This is a genomic window from Streptomyces cyaneochromogenes (assembly GCF_003963535.1).
Taxonomy (GTDB): Bacteria; Actinomycetota; Actinomycetes; order Streptomycetales; family Streptomycetaceae; genus Streptomyces; species Streptomyces shaanxiensis.
Window position 1 is genome coordinate 2,843,098 of the sequence record NZ_CP034539.1, and the last position, 16,599, is coordinate 2,859,696.

Sequence of the window (16,599 nt, forward strand, 5' to 3'; positions counted from 1 at the left end):
GCCATCGTCAAACTGACGTGAACCGGTTATGATAGATAGCGTCAAATCGACGAGAAGTCGATGAAGGTGTCCCGCATGACCCGCCGGGTCCGGATTCTCCGGCCCCGGCGAGCCGCAGAACAGAAAGGGTGCGTGTCGTGACCACCGCCCAGACCCAGGAGCTCGACGTCCAGCCGACGCCCCTCGCCCTGCTGCTCCTCGGCCGCGAGGCCGACCCGAGGAGCGAGCGCGGCGTCGAGTGTCCCGGCGACCTGCCCTCGCCGTCCGACCCGGACCTGGTCGAGCGCGCCCGCGCGGCCAAGGAGAAGCTCGGCAGCAAGGTCTTCGTGCTCGGCCACCACTACCAGCGCGACGAGGTCATCCAGTTCGCGGATGTGACCGGCGACTCCTTCAAGCTGGCCCGGGACGCGGCGGCGCGCCCGGAGGCCGAGTACATCGTGTTCTGCGGTGTGCACTTCATGGCCGAGTCGGCCGACATCCTGACCACCGACGACCAGAAGGTCGTCCTCCCCGACCTCGCCGCCGGCTGCTCGATGGCCGACATGGCGACGGCCGAGCAGGTGGCGGAGTGCTGGGACGTGCTGACCGAGGCCGGCATAGCCGAGCAGGTCGTCCCCGTCTCGTACATGAACTCCTCCGCGGACATCAAGGCGTTCACGGGCAAGCACGGCGGCACGATCTGCACCTCGTCGAATGCCAAGCGGGCGCTGGACTGGGCCTTCGAGCAGGGTGAGAAGGTCCTGTTCCTGCCGGACCAGCACCTCGGCCGCAACACCGCCGTCCGGGACATGGGCATGTCCCTGGAGGACTGCGTCGTCTACAACCCGCACAAGCCGAACGGCGGGCTGACGGCCGACGAGCTGCGCGCCGCGAAGATGATCCTGTGGCGCGGCCACTGCTCGGTGCACGGCCGCTTCAGCCTGGAGTCGGTGGAGGACGTACGCGCCCGGATCCCCGGGGTCAACGTGCTGGTGCACCCCGAGTGCAAGCACGAGGTCGTGGCGGCGGCGGACTACGTCGGTTCGACGGAATACATCATCAAGGCCCTCGAGGCGGCCCCGGCCGGCTCCAAGTGGGCCATCGGCACGGAGCTGAACCTGGTCCGCCGCCTGGCGAACCGTTTCGCGCCGGAGGGCAAGGAGATCGTCTTCCTCGACAAGACGGTCTGCTTCTGCTCGACGATGAACCGCATCGACCTGCCCCACCTGGTCTGGGCGCTGGAGTCGCTCGCCGAGGGCAAGCTCGTCAACCGCATCGAGGTCGACAAGGAGACCGAGGCGTTCGCGAAGCTGGCGCTGGAGCGGATGCTGGCGCTGCCGTAGGCCTCGCCCTTCCCCGCTGTCACCCCGAGACGGGTTTCCGCTCGGGGTGCGCGGGGTCGAGGCTGAAGACGGTGCCGTCGGGAGCGGTGACCACCAGCGCACCCTGGTTGAGCAGGACCTCGGGCCCGACCGTGCCGCCGGAGAACACCCGGGCGACCCGCGGCAGCGTCTCCCACAGCAGCGTGCCCTTGCGCGCGTCGAGGGCGGCCACCCGGCCGCTGTTGCTGGCCACGTAGAGGGTGCGCGTCCGCGGGTCGTACGTCGCCTTGCCCGGGTTCTCCAGGCTGGTGGGGGTCTGCCACAGCTGCTTGCCCGTGCGGGCCGACAGGGCGGTCACCCGGCCGTTGCCCGACACGGTCCACAGGGTGCCGTCCGCCAGCGACGACTGCCCCGTGTAGATCTTCTCCAGCTTCGTCGTGCCGCGGGTCGCCGAGTCCGGGTCGATCAGCAGGAGCCGGCCGTCCGCCGAGCCCGTCGCGGACGTCTCGCTGCCGTCGATCCACTCGGCTACCGCCACCCGGCCGTCGACGCTCCCGACGATGCCGCTCTGGTACGGCACCGTGAAGCGCTGTACCGAGCCGTCGGTCCGGTCCACCGCCAGGACCAGGGACCTCTCGGGGTCGTCCAGGGTGCAGTGGGCGTACAGATCCGAGCCGAACGTGTCGAACGTGCAGTAGTAGCCGGCGGGCACCTCCATGGTCCAGCGCTCGGCGCCGGTGCGCGGCGTGCGGGCCGTCACCGTCCGGCCGTCGGCGTCGGCCGTCAGGACCACGTCCCCGGACAGGGTGAGGTCGACGTTCTCGTCGTTCATTTCGCGGGACCACAGCTTGGCGCCGGTCTTGGTGTCGAGGGCGATCACCTGGATCGTCTCGGAGTTGCTGTCCTCCTGGGTGATGCTCTGCCGGATGAGCATCGCGCCGTCGCGGACGCCGAGGAGCGAGGCCCAGTAGTACGCGCCATCGGTGCCGGCCGGCGCGAGGTCGGCGCGCCAGACGGTCTTGCCGGTCAGGCCGTCCAGCCGTACCGGGAGAACGCCCTGGCCGGCGCAGTAGGCGGCGAGGTCGTACATCAGGCAGGCGGAGTCGCCCTCGAATCCCTCCGCGACCGCCTTGGGCGCGCCGAGCGGCGCCTCCTCGTTCACGGTCGTCTGCCAGGCCCGCCAGCCCTCGGGCGGCTCCGCCCACCGGGAGGACGCGGACGGTGAAGCGGAAACCGCGGAGGAACGGACGGTCCCGCCCCCGCTTTCCTCCTCCCAGTTCGGCCCGACCAGCGCATAGCCCGTCAGCCCCAGGGCGAGCGCGCCGACCGTGCCGGTCGCGGCCCACAGGGGACGTCTGCCCCGGCGGCGGCCGAAGCGGGAGGTGTACGTCCGCCCGGACAGGCTCCCCAAGTCGTTGCCGGCCGTCCGCCCGGACAGGCTCCCGGAACCGCTGCCGGCCGTCCGGTCGGTGCCGTGACCGGAGCTGCTCTCCCCCTCCACCCCCTCGACCGCCTTCAGCCCGTCCAGGCGCAGGCTCACGGTCTGCGGTTCGCCCTCCGCGGGCTCGGGCAGGACGGCGGCGAACTCCCCTGCCAGCGCGTCGAGTTCGGGCCGGTCCGCGACGTCCTTGGCCAGGCACCGCTCCAGTACCGAGCGCAGCGGCTGCGCCAGCCCGTCCAGCACGGGTTCGTCGTGGACCACCCGATATGCCGTCAGATACGGGCTGTCCGCGTCGAAGGGACCGCGTCCGGTGACGGCGAACACCAGCAGCGCCCCGAGCGAGAAGACGTCGGAGGCGGGGCCGACCTTGCGGGCGTCGGTGAACTGCTCCGGGGACATGAAGGGCGGAGTGCCGATCATCTGGCCGGTCTCGGTCACCGTCTGGTGGTTCTCCGCCGCTCGGGATATGCCGAAGTCGATGACGCGGGGACCGTCCTCGGCCATCAGGACGTTGGCCGGCTTCAGGTCCCGGTGCACGACCCCCGCCCGGTGGATGTCCCGCAGCGCCTCCACCAGCCCCAGGGCCAGCTGCCGCAACTCGGCGCCGCGCATCGGGCCGCGCTCACGGAGCCGGTCGGCGAGCGAGCGCCCCGGCACGTACTGCGTCGCCATCCAGGGCCGTACCGCCTCCGGATCGGCGTCCAAGACCGGCGCGGTGAAGGCACCGCTCACCTTGCGGACGGCCTCGATCTCCTGCCGGAAGCGGGTACGGAAGACGGGGTCCTCGGCGTACTGGGCGTGCACCACCTTGACGGCGACCTCACGCCCCGAACGCGACCTGCCCCGGTAGACGGCGCCCATGCCACCGGCTCCGAGCCGATCGAGCAGTTTGTACCCGCCGACCGACTTCGGGTCGTCCTTGCGCAGTGGCACGCCCGAATCCCCTTTCAGCGCGGAGTGGTTCGAGGGCACAGAATACGTAACGGCGATGACGGCAGCGGCCGGGCCACGACCCTGGGGAGCGCCGGGTCCGCCCCTGGCCGAAACGCGGAGGTCGGCGGGCTCCTGGGTTCACCTGATCTCAACGCACTAGCATGATCGTTCGCTTGTGCGATGAGTGGCGAAGTTTTCGACGGGGGGGCTGACGTGAGCGCCGACACCTTGAGGCTGCGGCTGACGGATCTGGCGGAGAGCGGGCAGGGCGATCTGCGTGCGGTCGTAGGGGAGTTCCGGCGCAGCGAGGTGCTGGTGCCGGTGGCGGACGGTTCGCTGCTGTCGGTCGAGGCGGGCGGTATCCGCTGGCTGTTTGCGTTCACGGATGAGGCGGCGCTGGAGCATTTCGCCCGGGCGCGTGGTGAGGCTGTGCCCGAAGGCATGCCGGTCTACGGGGCTCGGTTGCTGGATCAGGTGGTCCCGAGGGTGGCGAAGGTGGGTGGGCCGGTCGGGGTCGCGGTGGATGCGGGCAGTCCGGCGGGCATGGTGCTGCCTCCGGTGAAGGGCATCGTGCCGGACGCCGTGGCTCTGGACACTTCGGCTGAGGACATGACGGCTGCGGACATGACGGAGACGGACGCGGACGGGGCGGACGCGTGAGCGGCGGTGACGGCTACCAGGTCGATCCGGAAGCGCTGGAGCGGATCACCCGGGGCATCAACCAGGCGATCGGCGAGCTGCAGGAGTTGGGCTTCGACATCGAGGCGAGCCAGGGCCGCGGCTTCGACGACTTGGAGCTGGCGGGTCTGGAGGTGGGGGATTCGGCGCTCCGTCAGGTGTTCTCCGACTTCTGCGAGCGGTGGGGCTGGGGGGTGTACTCCCTGGTTCAGGACGCCAACGAGTTCGCGGGGCGGCTGAACCTGTCGGCAGGGCTCTACCACGAGCAGGAGCAGTACGCCTCGAACACCCTGAAGAGGGTGTGGACGGCGACGGCGGGCAACCCGGGCCTGACGCCGGAGGAGGTCAACGCACGTTCCTGGTCGGAGACGTTGGAGGACAACCCCGTATCCCACGTCATGAACGCGGACTTCAGCGAGGAGTCCCAGCGGGAGGGCGAGGAGGCGGCCCGGCAGGCCTGGAGGCAGGCGGCCGAGGACGTGCGGACCTCGACGGTGATCCCGGGCGCGGCCTCCGATCCGCGGACGGAATGGCAGCGGCTCGACCCTTCGCCGGCCGCGGAGCCTTCAGAGTCCTCCGCGTCTTCAGCGTCTCCGGAGTCCGGGGAGGGTGAGCGCTGATGGGCTTCGGAGACATGGTCAACAGCGTCAGCGACGGTCTGGACAGTGCTGTCGACGGCGTGACCAAGGCCGCCGGCGAAGCCGTCGACTGGACTGCGGACAAGGCGGCGGACGGCTTGTCGGCGGTCGGCGCGGACAGCGCGGCCGAGGGCGTACGCGACTTCGGCGAGGGGGTGAGCAACCGGCTGGGCGGCGATGTCGCCGAGCGCGGGCTGGGCGAGAGCGAGGACCCCAGGGAACTGATCCATGGCAGCGTGGAGGCATTGCAGGCGCGGGCGAAGCATCTGCATGACTTCTCCAAGGCGTTCGAGAACGTCGGCCAGGGCATGCGCTCGCTGGGCGGCGACGGCTGGCAGGGCAAGGCCGCGGACGCCTTCCGCGAGAAGTTCGACATGCATCCCAAGCAGTGGCTGACGGCGGCCGACTCCTGTGAAGCAGCGGCCGGGGCGCTGGGCACGTACGCGGAGACCGTCCGCTGGGCGCAACAGCAGGCACAGCTGGCCATCGACACCTACCGCCGCGCCCAGGAGACCTCCCAGCGGGCGACGGACGCGCACAACGCCCGGGTGAAGGCGTACAACCAGGCCGTCGATCAGTACAACGCAGCGGTTTCGGCGGGAGGCGACCCGGGCCCGAAACCGACCGAGCCGGGCACCTTCGTCGATCCGGGTGTGGCGGGCCGGCGCGACGCCGAGGAGACCCTGGCCGAGGCGCGCCGCCAGCGCACCGACGCCGCCCGTGACGCGCAACGCAAGGTGGCCGAGGCTCTGGAGACGGCCCCGCCGAAGCCGGAGTTCACGGAGCGGTTGAAGGCCGACGCCATGGACGCCGTCGTGAGCACCGCGCTGAACCAGGCCCACGTGGTGGGCGGTTTCGTCAAAGGCGTCGCGGACGTGGTGCAACTGGTGCGCACGGTCAACCCGTATGACCCGTACAACATCACCCACCCCGGCGACTATGCGAAGAACTCCAACATGGTGCTGGCCGGCCTGGTCGGCACCGCCGCCCATCCCGAACGCCTGCCCAAGCCATCATCGGCAGCGGCTGGAGCAGCGACCCGGGCGACGCGATGGGGTACCTGGCCTCGAATCTGATCGGGGGCAAGGGCGCGACCGGGGTGGCGCGCGGGGCGGCGCGAGGAGCCGCCAAGGGCGCGGCCACGGGAACGGCGCGCAGAAGCGTCGGCGAGGCGATCAAGGATTTCGCCAGGGAAAAGAAGTGCAAGTGGTTCGGCGACCCGATCGACATGGCCACCGGCCGGATGGCGCTGCCGCAGACCGACGTGACCCTGCCCGCCAAGCTGCCCCTGATCTTCTCCCGGCAGTTCGAGTCGTCCTACGAGGCCGGCCGCTGGTTCGGCCCGAAGTGGACCTCCACCGCCGACCAGCGCCTGGAGGTCGACGCTGAGGGCGTCATCCTCATCCGCGAGAACGGCGCCCTGCTCGCCTACCCGCACCCCGCCCCAGGCGTACCGACTCTTCCGCTGGAGGGCGCCCCGCACCCCCTGACGGTCGACGCCTACGGCGACTACGCCGTCACGGACCCCGCCTCCGGCCGTACCTGGCACTTCGCGGCCCCGGGCGGCGACGGCAACGGGATCGCCCTGCTGGAGCAGATCACCGACCGCTCCGGTCAGTGGCTCACCTTCGAGTACGACCACCAGGGCGCCCCCACGGCGATCGTGCACTCGGCCGGCTATCACCTCAAGATCGAGTCGACCGGGGAGCGAATAACCGCCCTGCGCCTGGCGGGGGCGGCAGCCGATGGCGGCGATGTCGAGCTAATCCGCTTCGGCTACGACGAGTACGGCCACCTGGCGGCGGTGACGAACTCCTCCGGCATCCCGACCCGCTTCACCAACGACTCCGCGGGCCTGATCACCGCCTGGACCGACACGAACGACTCGTCCTACCGCTACGTCTATGACGACGAGGGCCGCTGCACCTCCCAGTCAGGCGACGCGGGACACCTGCGCAACACCTTCGTCTACGGCGACATCGACCCGCGGACCGGCCACCTGGCCATCACGGCGACCAACTCCCTGGGCCACAGCACGCGCTACCTCGTCAACAGCGACCTGCAAGTGATCGCCGAGACCGGCCCCGACGGAGCGACGACCCACACGACATACGACCGCTACGAACGCCCGCTCACCATCACGGACCCCCTGGGCCGGACGCTGAGCTACGGGTACGACGAGGCAGGCCGCACGGTGCTGGCCATCCGCCCCGACGGCCGCTACACCAGCATCGGCTACAACGACCAGGGCCTGCCCGTCGCCATAGCCGGCCCGGACGGCACCCACGTCACCCAGCAGTACGACGAGTACGGCAACCGCACGGCCGTAACCAACGCGTCCGGAACCACGACCCACTTCACCTACGACGCCCTCGGCCACCTGGCGACGGTCACGGACGCGACAGGCGCGACAACCACGGTCCGCTGCAACCCGGCAGGCCTCCCCTTGGAGATCACGGACCCGCTGGGTGCCGTGACCCGCTACGAACGCGACGCCTTCGGCCGCCCTACGACGATCACGGACCCCATGGGCTCGGTGACCCGCCTGGAATGGACAGTGGAAGGCCGCCCGTCCCGCCGAACAGCCGCCGACGGCACCACAGAATCCTGGACGTACGACGGCGAAGGCAACTGCACCAGCCACACCGACGCCATGGGCGCCGTCTCCCGCTACGAATACACCCACTTCGACCTGATGTCGGCCCGCACCGGCCCGGACGGCGTCCGCTACGAGTTCGACCACGACACGGAACTACGCCTGACGAAGGTCACGAACCCGCAGGGCCTGACCTGGAGTTACGAGTACGATGCGGCCGGACGCCTGGTCGCAGAGAGGGACTTCGACGACCGCAGGCTGACGTACGAACACAACACAGCAGGCCAACTGACCGCCAGCACCACGGCCTCCGGCCAGACGATCCGCTTCGACAGGGATGTCCTGGGCCGCGTGGTGCGGAAGGACGCGGCCGGAGCGGTCTCGACGTACACGTATGACGCCACGGGCGGCCTGGCCCAGGCGACGGGCCCGGACGCGGTCCTGACGTTGCAACGGGACGAGATGGGCCACCTGTTGTCTGAGACAGTCAACGGCCGCACACTCACCTACACCTACGATGCGCTCGACCGTCGCACCGGCCGCACGACACCGAACGGCGCGACCAGCACCTGGACCTACGACGCGGCCGGCAACCGCACCGAACTGACCACCTGCGGCCGCACCCTCACCTTCACCCACGACGCGGCTGGCCGCGAACTGACCCGCCACATCGGCGAAACGCTGACCCTCACGAGCGCCTTCGACCCTCTGGGCCGCCTGACGAAGCAAGAGCTCACCGGCCCTGCCAACCAACGCCTCCAGCACCGCGCCTACACCTACCGCGCCGACGGCAACCTGACCGCCATCGACGACCACCTGGGCGGCACCCGCCGCTTCGAACTCGACACCGCCGGCCGGGTCACCGCGGTCCACGCCGTGAACTGGACGGAGTCCTACGCCTACGACGCCGCAGGCAACCAGACCCACGCCACCTGGCCGGACTCCATGCCAGGCCAGGAAGCGACCGGCGACCGCTCCTACACCGGCACCCGCATAACCCGCGCGGGCAACGTCCGCTACGAACACGACGAAGCCGGTCGTATCATCCTGCGCCAGAAGACCCGCCTGTCCCGCAAACCGGACACCTGGCGCTACACCTGGGACACCGAAGACCGCCTCACGCAGGTTGTCACCCCGGACGGCACCACCTGGCGCTACCGCTACGACCCACTCGGCCGCCGCATCACCAAACAACGCATCGCCACCGACGGCGAAACGGTCGCGGAGCAAGTGGACTTCGCCTGGGACGGCACCACCCTCACCGAACAGACCACCCACACCCCCGGCACCCCCCAGCCTGCCATCACCCTCACCTGGGACCACCAAGGCCTGCATCCCCTGACCCAGACCGAACGCAAGACACTGGCCGACGCGCCCCAGGACGAGATCGACCAGCGCTTCTACGCCATCGTCACCGACCTCGTCGGTACCCCCACCGAACTCGTCGACGAACACGGCCACATCGCCTGGCGCACCCACACCACCCTCTGGGGCACCACCACCTGGAACCGCACCGCCACCGCCCACACCCCCCTTCGCTTCCCCGGCCAGTACCACGACCCCGAAAACGCCCGCTACGTCAGCCATGACCCACTTGGCCTGACCCCAGCGGACAACCCCACCACGTACGTCCACAATCCTCACACCTGGACCGACCCCCTCGGTCTTTCCCCATGCTCTGCGGCCCCCAAGGCGGGAACTACGCTTGGCGATACGAGTAAGCTGAGTGGTTGGATTCCAACAAAAGTCCCAGATGAGACTTTGCAGGCAGTCGCTGATGTCAAGAAATATGGGCTTGACGCGACAGGTTGGGGCACACAATGGCACGGCCCGAACTGGAGCCTGGAACCTTTCAACAACAGCGGAAGGAATGGCGCTCACATCCTCCCGACGCATGACCCGTCAGGAAATCCAATAACATATAAGGAGTATGGGGCTCCTGCAGCAAAGGACAACCCAAAGCCAGGCGGGGAGAGAACCGTATGGGGAAGCGACGGGTCCATCTACTACACTCCGACGCATTACCAGACCTATATCGTCGTGGAGGGTCCGAAGTGGTGATCAGAGAAGGGGCCTGGCTTCCAGTAAAGCCCTGGCTTCACCTCGTGGAGCCAGATACTCGACTCCAAACTGGAGCCCTGCTCCCCATGCCAGGATTGACATTCACAGCCTGGCTGGACGGTAGCGAGATGAGGGATCTCGACGGGCTATTTCAACAATTTTATGACGGCTTTAAGCTGCCCGACTATTTCGGATGGAACTTCCCAGCACTAAACGACTGCCTTCGCGACCTGAGCTGGCTGCCGGCTAATCAGTATGTGCTTTTCATCGAAGGAGTGGAAAAGATCCTGCCGGAGGATCCTGACGGAGTCCGCGAACTCATCGGAATCCTCTCAAGAACTGGAGCGAAATGGCCCGTCAAAAAGTTCCCTGATGGCACAGAAAGGGCAAGCTTTCAAACCATCCTCGCAAGCAGCAAGGAACAGTTCTCAAGCATGACTAAAGTCATCACGCATTCAACATGAACCCGGTTTGCCAATTCTAGAAACATGCCAGGATTCTTCCATCGTCCATACGGATCGGAAGTGGCTGGAGTCTCGGCGATGCCGCTCCGCCTCACCTCTCGCAGTGTCCTGGTTGCGGTACACGTTGAAAGCCGGTTCATGCTTGACGGAAGATCCGCCCGCTCACACTCGCCCGAGCCTTGACGGAGGCACCGCACCGTCAAACAGCATCTGACCCCTGACCGGCGAAACGGTCCACGCATGGCCAATCATGGAAAGAACTGACCGTGCAGTCAGGGCTCCGGCGTGGTGAAGGTCGTAGAAAAGTCCAGAGATGCTCGTCAGTTCCCTAAAACCTGATAGGTAAGTAATGTCGTTCGGGCCGCCTCCCGCAGCCTTCGGGCCTCCCACTCCACCGGCCTGGACCCCTCCGACGGAAACAGAGCAGGCCTTGCTCGACGCCAAGTCCCGTGAGGACTGGCCGACGTACTTCGAGACGCTCGCGCGGAATCGGTTGTACTTCGAGGTGCGGCGGGACACGGCGGATGCCAGGTTCGGTAGCGCCCTTGCATTGTTCGAGCCTGATCCCCGGGTCGTCGGCGGAATGGTCTGGGCGGTGTACACCGAGGGCATGCTGCCCGCGCCCGAACCGCACCGCGCGTTCGACTGGAAAAAGTTCGGATGGCTCAGGGAGGATTGGAAGCCTGACTATCCGACGATGATCGTCGTGAATCCGGGCAGTCCGTGCGAGGCGTTCCTGCCCACCGCGCGGCCGTACTCCAACACCTGGGCCCAGTACGCCAAGCGGACCGAGGGCCCCTCGGACAAGGCGGCGCTGCGGACTCTACGGGTGGGCGGCTCGCTGCAAGGGCCTGTGGCCCACGGGCTGGCCTGCGGTGCCCATCTCATCGTCCATCAGGGCCGACTCTGGAACGCCCTGGCCTATCACGGCCACGGCTATCGCACCGAGCGCCGGATGCTGCGAAAGTCGTGGGGCATCACCAGCCACCAGGAGTGGCAGGTACAGCAACATGCCCTGCTGGCGACCGACGGGGCCAACCCGGTCTGGGAGTTCGCCCTCGGCCTGCGCCGCGCCATCGCCCGGGACTTCGGCGGCTACGTCGAGACCGGCTACTGGCGTGACGCCGCCGCCCGCGTACTGCGCCAGCGGGCGAAAGGTGAGACCGTCCTCACCGCCGACGGCGTCGTCAAGACCACTCCCACCCCCGCCGCCGATACCGAGACGCACATCAAGGGCGTCCAGCACCTCATCGGCCGTATTGCCCGCTACGAGGCCCGCATGCGCGCCGACGGCATCCTCGGCGACGGCCAGTACGTCACCTCCGCCGACGCCTGGGACCTCGGCCGGGCCTCCTGTATGGCGCGCTGGGGCCTGAGCACTCGCTACTGCACCCTGGCGGAAGCCGAGGCAGCCGTCGTCGAAGCCGGGTACAGCGCGGCACGTTGCTACGACTCCTGGCAGGACTTCTCCGCCGGCTTCATCCTCGGCCGCTGCCTGCAATTCGACAACGAGAAGTTCGGCAGCTGGTACGAGGACATGGTCACCGTCCACCGGATCCTGATGTCCGACCCCGGCAGCCCCTGGCTCAACATTCCCTTCCAGTAAGGCCGGTCGGGCCGTACGGCGACTCCTCCCACAACCGCGCGCCCCTACTCTCCGCGATCCTCAGCGCATCCCCGAGCGCCTCAGCCAGCCGCACACCCGCGAAGCGCAACTCCCTTCTCCCCGTGCCCGGTTCATCGAGCAACGACTTGGCCGCGTCCAGGACGTACGCGGCCGAGCCGAGCAGTTCAGCCTCCAACTCGTCCGCCATGCGGGACATGCGGCTCCCGGCGTGGTCCGCGCTGAGGTAACACGGGCGGCCGTCCGGTGTGGTCCAGGGCAGCAATCGCAATGGGGTGCCCGTTCCCTCGCGCATCATCCTCCGTCGCTCCCTTCGAACCAGTCCCTGTAGCGGGCTTGAACACCGATGGTTACCGTGTGTGTTTCCATCGTTGCGCTCCGGTAGGCCGCTCAACAGGAGCGCCCCGTCCCGACGTTGGGATCGGGACGACGGCAACCGACAGCAGAAAGGCGAGACCGATGACGTTCAAGCCACAGGCCCTGACCCCATACCTCTCCGCCCGTCACTACTTCGGCGCCGAGCAGCGCCGCCACCGCGAGGGCGCGGGGCTCTCGCTCGTGCAGCTCGCGGGCATCGTGAACTCCAGCAAGAGCACGCTCGCGCGTATCGAGACGGCGGAGTTGATGCCTCCGCCGGACCTGCCTGGTCGGCTCGACGCCGCGTTCGGCGCGGACCGCCACTTTCATGGGCTGTACGAGTTGGCCAAGCGGGAGGCGCATCCGGACCAGTACCGGCGGTTCATGGACTTCGAGGCGCAGGCGGAGGTCATCGAAAACTTCGGATCGCAGGCCGTACCAGGGCTGTTGCAAACCAAGGAGTACGCAGCCGCCCTGCTCAGTTGCCAGGAAGATCTGACTCGGGAACAGGTCGAGGAGCGCGTCAGCGCCCGCCTGTCCCGGCAGGACCGGCTGAACTCGGCCCAGCCACCCCTGCGTTGGGCGATCATCGACGAGTCCGTGCTCCGGCGAAAGGTCGGCAGCGCAGAGTGCATGCACAAACAACTGGCCCGGCTACTCGAACAGGTGGATACTCCGGACAGTATGGTCCAGGTGATGCCCTTCAGTGCCGGTCCGCACTCACTGATGGGCGGCGCCTTGACCCTGCTGACCCTTCCCAAGGGCTCCGTCATGGCCTACGAAGAGGGCATCCGGGTCGGTCATCTCTACGAGGACCGGGACTCGGTGAAGAAGTGGCGACGGCAGTACGAAGTGCTGCGCGCCAACGCCCTCCCACCGGCGGCCTCGGCAGAGCTGATCCGAGACGCGATGGAGGACTACAAGCCATGCAGCACACCCCCGAGCTGAACTCTGCCCAGTGGCGCCGGAGCAGCTATAGCAACACCAACGGGGGCGAATGCGTCGAGATCACCGAGGACTTCCCCGGAGTCGTCCCCGTACGCGACAGCAAGACCCCCAACGGCCCCGCCCTCGTCGTCACGGCCGCGTCCTGGACCGCCTTCGTGTCGACCCTCAAGGACTGATCCAGGCAACGGAAAAGCCCGTCCCAGGTCTCCTCCCGGGACGGGCTCTTCTCATCAGGTCCGAAGGTCAGACCCCCGCCGGCTCCGGCTCATCCGAAGCCGAATCCGAAGCCGACGTCGGCTGGGCCGGGCCGCCCGTCTTCTTCGCCCGCTTAGCCGCCCGCTTCTTCGCCCGCCGCTCCTTACGAAGCTCCACCATCGCGTACAGCGTCGGCACGAGCAGCAGGGTCAGCATCGTCGAGGTGATCAGACCGCCGATCACCACCACCGCCAGCGGCTGGGCGATGAAGCCGCCCTCGCCGGTGACGCCCAGCGCCATCGGAAGCAGCGCGAAGATCGTCGCCAGGGCCGTCATGAGGATCGGGCGCAACCGGTGCCGACCGCCCTCGATCACGGCCTCCACCACGCCGTAACCCTGCTTCCGGTACTGGTTGATCAAATCGATCAGCACGATCGCGTTCGTCACCACGATGCCGATCAGCATCAGCATGCCGATCATCGCGGGGACGCCCATCGGGGTGCCCGTGGCGATCAGGAGGCCGATCGCGCCCGTCGCCGCGAACGGGATCGAGACCAGCAGGATCAGGGGCTGGACCAGGGAGCGGAAGGTCGCGACCAGCAGCATGAAGACGATCGCGATCGCCGCCAGCATCGCCAGGCCCAGGTTGGCGAACGCCTCGTCCTGGTCCTGGGAGACGCCGCCGATCGAAGCGGTCGCCCCCGCCGGGAGCGTCAGGCCGTCGATCTTGGACTGGAGGTCCGCGCTGACCGCGCCCGTGTTGTCGCCGGTCGGCTTCGCCGTGATCGTGGCGGCACGCTGGCCGTCGATCCGGGTCATCGACACCGGGCCGTCCACCAGCTTCACGTCCGCGATGTCACCCAGCTTCACCGGGCCGAGGCGCAGGTCCTGAAGCTGCTTCAGGGTCTTCGCCGGCTTGGCCGACCTGATGACGACGTCCCGCTCGGTGTCGTCGAGGGTCGCCTGGGCCGCCTTGTTGCCGCGGACCGCCTGGGCCACCGCCATGCCGAGCGTCTGGTCGTTGAAGCCCGCCGCGGCCGCCTTGTCGTTGGCCTTGACGGAGATGCGCGGCACGCTCTGGGACAGGTCGCTGGTCACGTCGGTGACGTCGTCCAGGCCCGCCACGGCTTCCCGCACCTGCTCCGCCGCCTTGCGCAGCACCTCCGCGTCGGCCGACTTCACGACCACGCTCAGGTCCTGGGCGCCGAAGCCGTCACCGGCCGCGATGGTCGTCGTACCGACACCCTCCAGACCGGCCAGGCCCTTCTCGATGCGGTCCTGTACGTCCTCGTACGACGCCGAGTCCTCCAGCATCACCTGGTACGAGGCCTGGTTGGTGTCGGTGCCGCCGCCGAAGGCCGCCATGAAGCCGGACGAGCCGACCGTGACCTGGTAGTCCTTGACGCCCTTGGTGTCGGCGAGCAGCCGCTCGACCTTCCTGGCCTGCTCGTCGGTCGCCGCCAGGCTGGTGCCGGGCTTCAACTCCTGCTTGACGGTGAGGACTTCCTGCTCGCCCTGGTCGAAGAAGTTCGTCTTGAGCAGCGGAGCCATGCCGAACGTGCCGATGAGGATGACGATCGCCAGCAGTACGCTCGTCAGCCGGCGGCGCGTCGCGAACCGCAGGACGGGGACGTAGAAGCGCTGGAGCCTGCTCTTCGCCTCCTTCTCCTCGGCCTTGCGGCGGGCCTCGTCGGCGTCCTGCGGGGTGCCCTTCGGCGCGCGCAGGAACCAGTACGACAGGACCGGTACGACCGTCAGCGACACGAGCAGCGACGCCAGCAGGGCCGCCGTCACCGTCAGGCTGAACGAGCCGAACAGCTCGCCCACCATGCCGCCGACCAGACCGATCGGCAGGAAGACGGCCACCGTGGTGAGGGTGGAGGAGGTGACCGCTCCGGCGACCTCGCGGACCGCCTTGAGGATGGCCTCCTCGCGCTCCTCGCCGTAGCCGAGGTGGCGCTTGATGTTCTCCAGGACCACGATCGAGTCGTCGACGACCCGGCCGATGGCGATGGTGAGCGCGCCGAGCGTCAGCATGTTCAGGGAGAGGTCCCTGGTCCACAGCACGATCAGGGCCAGCACGACGGACAGTGGAATGCTCACCGCCGTCACCAGCGTCGAGCGGATCGACGCCAGGAAGACCAGGATGATCAGGACCGCGAAGAGCAGGCCCAGCGCGCCCTCCGTCGTCAGGCCGTCGATGGACTTCTTCACCGCCGGGCCCTGGTCGCTGACGACGGTGACGGTGGCGTCCGAGCCGAGGTCCTTGCGCAGCTGCGCGAGCTTGTCCTCGACGGCGTCCGAGATGGCCACCGCGCTGCCGTCACGGTCCATGGTGACCGCGACCGCGAGGGACGGCTTGCCGTCGGTGCGCGTGATGGAGTCGGCCGGGGCCTGCTCCTGCTTGACGGCGGCCACGTCACCGAGGCGGACCGGCTTCGGCCCGGAACCGGATGCGGAGGCGGAAGCGCCCTCGCCGCCGGTGACCATCAGGTCCTTGATCTGCTCGATCGAGGTGAAGCCGCCGCCCACCTGGACCGTGCGGTTGTCGCCGTCCTCGTCGAAGGAGCCCGCCGGGACGGTGGCACCGCCCGCCTGCAGGGCCTGCGTGAGGGCTGCCGAGGTCAGGCCCGCCTTCGCCAGCTTCGCGTCGTCGGGCGTGACGGTGACCTGGAGGTCCCGTACGCCGTCGACGGTGACCTGGCCGACGCCGTCGATGTCCTTCAGGTCCGGCACGACGGTCCGGTCGATCTGGTCGGCGAGGGCCTGCTGGTCCTTGCCGGAGGTGACGGCGAGGACGACGGTCGGGATGTCGTCCGTGGAACCGGCGATGACCTGCGGGTCCACATCGTCGGGCAGCTGGACGCGGGCCCGGTTGACGGCCTGCTGGACGTCGGCGACGAGCTGCTGGGTGTCGGGGCCGTAGTCGAAGGACGCCATGATCACGGCGTTGCCCTCGCTCGCGGTGGAGGTGACGCCGGTGATGCCGTCGACGGCTTCGAGGCTGTCCTCGATCGGCTCGACGACCTGCTTCTCGACCACGTCCGGCGACGCGCCCTGGTACGGCGCGAGCACGGACACCATCGGCAGTTCGATGGAGGGCAGCAGTTGCTGCTTGAGCTGGGGTATCGCGATGGCACCGAAGGCGATCGCGATGATCGACATCAGGCCGATCAGGGCACGTTGGGCAAGGCTGAACCTGGACAGCCAGGACATGGGTCAGGGTCTCTCTTCTGTGAGCGGCAGAAGTGGCAGCAGACGCCTGTGCATCACAGATGAGCGCCCGCCCTTACACCCTGAGCCATCGGGGACCCCCCTTTCGTAGGCCCCAGGTCCATTTCCTTATCCGGCGCATACTCCGGG

The 16,599-nt window shown here is 68.3% G+C and carries 12 protein-coding genes; 9 read left to right on the top strand and 3 right to left on the bottom strand.

The window, feature by feature from the left end; translation table 11 throughout:
* Positions 1–137: 137 nt before the first annotated feature.
* The gene (gene nadA / locus EJ357_RS12680; protein ID WP_126391642.1) at positions 138–1,322 is read left to right on the top strand and encodes a quinolinate synthase NadA; all 1,185 of its coding nucleotides are present in this window, start codon (positions 138–140) and stop codon (positions 1,320–1,322) included.
* Between the two features lie 19 nt (positions 1,323–1,341).
* Here nadA and EJ357_RS12685 read toward each other — a convergent pair whose 3' ends face one another.
* Complete coding sequence (locus tag EJ357_RS12685; RefSeq protein ID WP_126391644.1) at positions 1,342–3,675, bottom strand: protein kinase domain-containing protein; 2,334 nt, start codon at positions 3,673–3,675, stop codon at positions 1,342–1,344.
* 213 nt (positions 3,676–3,888) lie between these two features.
* Between EJ357_RS12685 and EJ357_RS12690 the strand changes: the two genes are divergently transcribed.
* From EJ357_RS12690 to EJ357_RS12710, 6 genes are all read left to right on the top strand, one after another.
* Positions 3,889–4,335, top strand: a complete 447-nt coding sequence (locus EJ357_RS12690) for an SseB family protein (RefSeq protein WP_228473032.1) — start codon at positions 3,889–3,891, stop codon at positions 4,333–4,335.
* A complete protein-coding gene (locus EJ357_RS12695) occupies positions 4,332–4,973 on the top strand; it encodes a hypothetical protein (RefSeq protein ID WP_126391648.1) in 642 nt (213 codons plus the stop codon). The genes EJ357_RS12690 and EJ357_RS12695 overlap by 4 nt, the downstream gene beginning before the upstream one ends.
* Complete coding sequence (locus tag EJ357_RS49285) at positions 4,973–6,067, top strand: putative T7SS-secreted protein (RefSeq protein WP_228473033.1); 1,095 nt, start codon at positions 4,973–4,975, stop codon at positions 6,065–6,067. The genes EJ357_RS12695 and EJ357_RS49285 overlap by 1 nt, the downstream gene beginning before the upstream one ends.
* Entirely contained in the window at positions 6,043–9,648 is a 3,606-nt protein-coding gene (locus EJ357_RS12700; protein WP_228473034.1) for a DUF6531 domain-containing protein, read from the top strand. The genes EJ357_RS49285 and EJ357_RS12700 overlap by 25 nt, the downstream gene beginning before the upstream one ends.
* 86 nt (positions 9,649–9,734) lie before the next feature.
* The gene (locus EJ357_RS48235) at positions 9,735–10,112 is read left to right on the top strand and encodes a barstar family protein (protein ID WP_267132847.1); all 378 of its coding nucleotides are present in this window, start codon (positions 9,735–9,737) and stop codon (positions 10,110–10,112) included.
* A gap of 430 nt (positions 10,113–10,542) precedes the next feature.
* Positions 10,543–11,718 carry a DUF1266 domain-containing protein gene (locus EJ357_RS12710; RefSeq protein WP_228473035.1) on the top strand — a complete coding sequence of 392 codons (1,176 nt, stop codon included), beginning with the start codon at positions 10,543–10,545 and terminating at the stop codon, positions 11,716–11,718.
* Here EJ357_RS12710 and EJ357_RS12715 read toward each other — a convergent pair.
* The gene (locus EJ357_RS12715; RefSeq protein ID WP_228473036.1) at positions 11,699–11,935 is read right to left on the bottom strand and encodes a hypothetical protein; all 237 of its coding nucleotides are present in this window, start codon (positions 11,933–11,935) and stop codon (positions 11,699–11,701) included. The genes EJ357_RS12710 and EJ357_RS12715 overlap by 20 nt on opposite strands.
* Before the next feature lie 260 nt (positions 11,936–12,195).
* On the opposite strand from EJ357_RS12715, the gene EJ357_RS12720 reads away from it, so the two are divergent.
* Complete coding sequence (locus EJ357_RS12720) at positions 12,196–13,041, top strand: helix-turn-helix domain-containing protein (protein ID WP_126391657.1); 846 nt, start codon at positions 12,196–12,198, stop codon at positions 13,039–13,041.
* Positions 13,020–13,217 carry a DUF397 domain-containing protein gene (locus EJ357_RS12725; RefSeq protein ID WP_126391659.1) on the top strand — a complete coding sequence of 66 codons (198 nt, stop codon included), beginning with the start codon at positions 13,020–13,022 and terminating at the stop codon, positions 13,215–13,217. The genes EJ357_RS12720 and EJ357_RS12725 overlap by 22 nt, the downstream gene beginning before the upstream one ends.
* Before the next feature lie 67 nt (positions 13,218–13,284).
* Here EJ357_RS12725 and EJ357_RS12730 read toward each other — a convergent pair whose 3' ends face one another.
* Positions 13,285–16,452, bottom strand: coding sequence for an efflux RND transporter permease subunit (locus EJ357_RS12730; RefSeq protein ID WP_126391660.1), 3,168 nt, complete (start codon positions 16,450–16,452; stop codon positions 13,285–13,287).
* Positions 16,453–16,599: the final 147 nt, after the last annotated feature.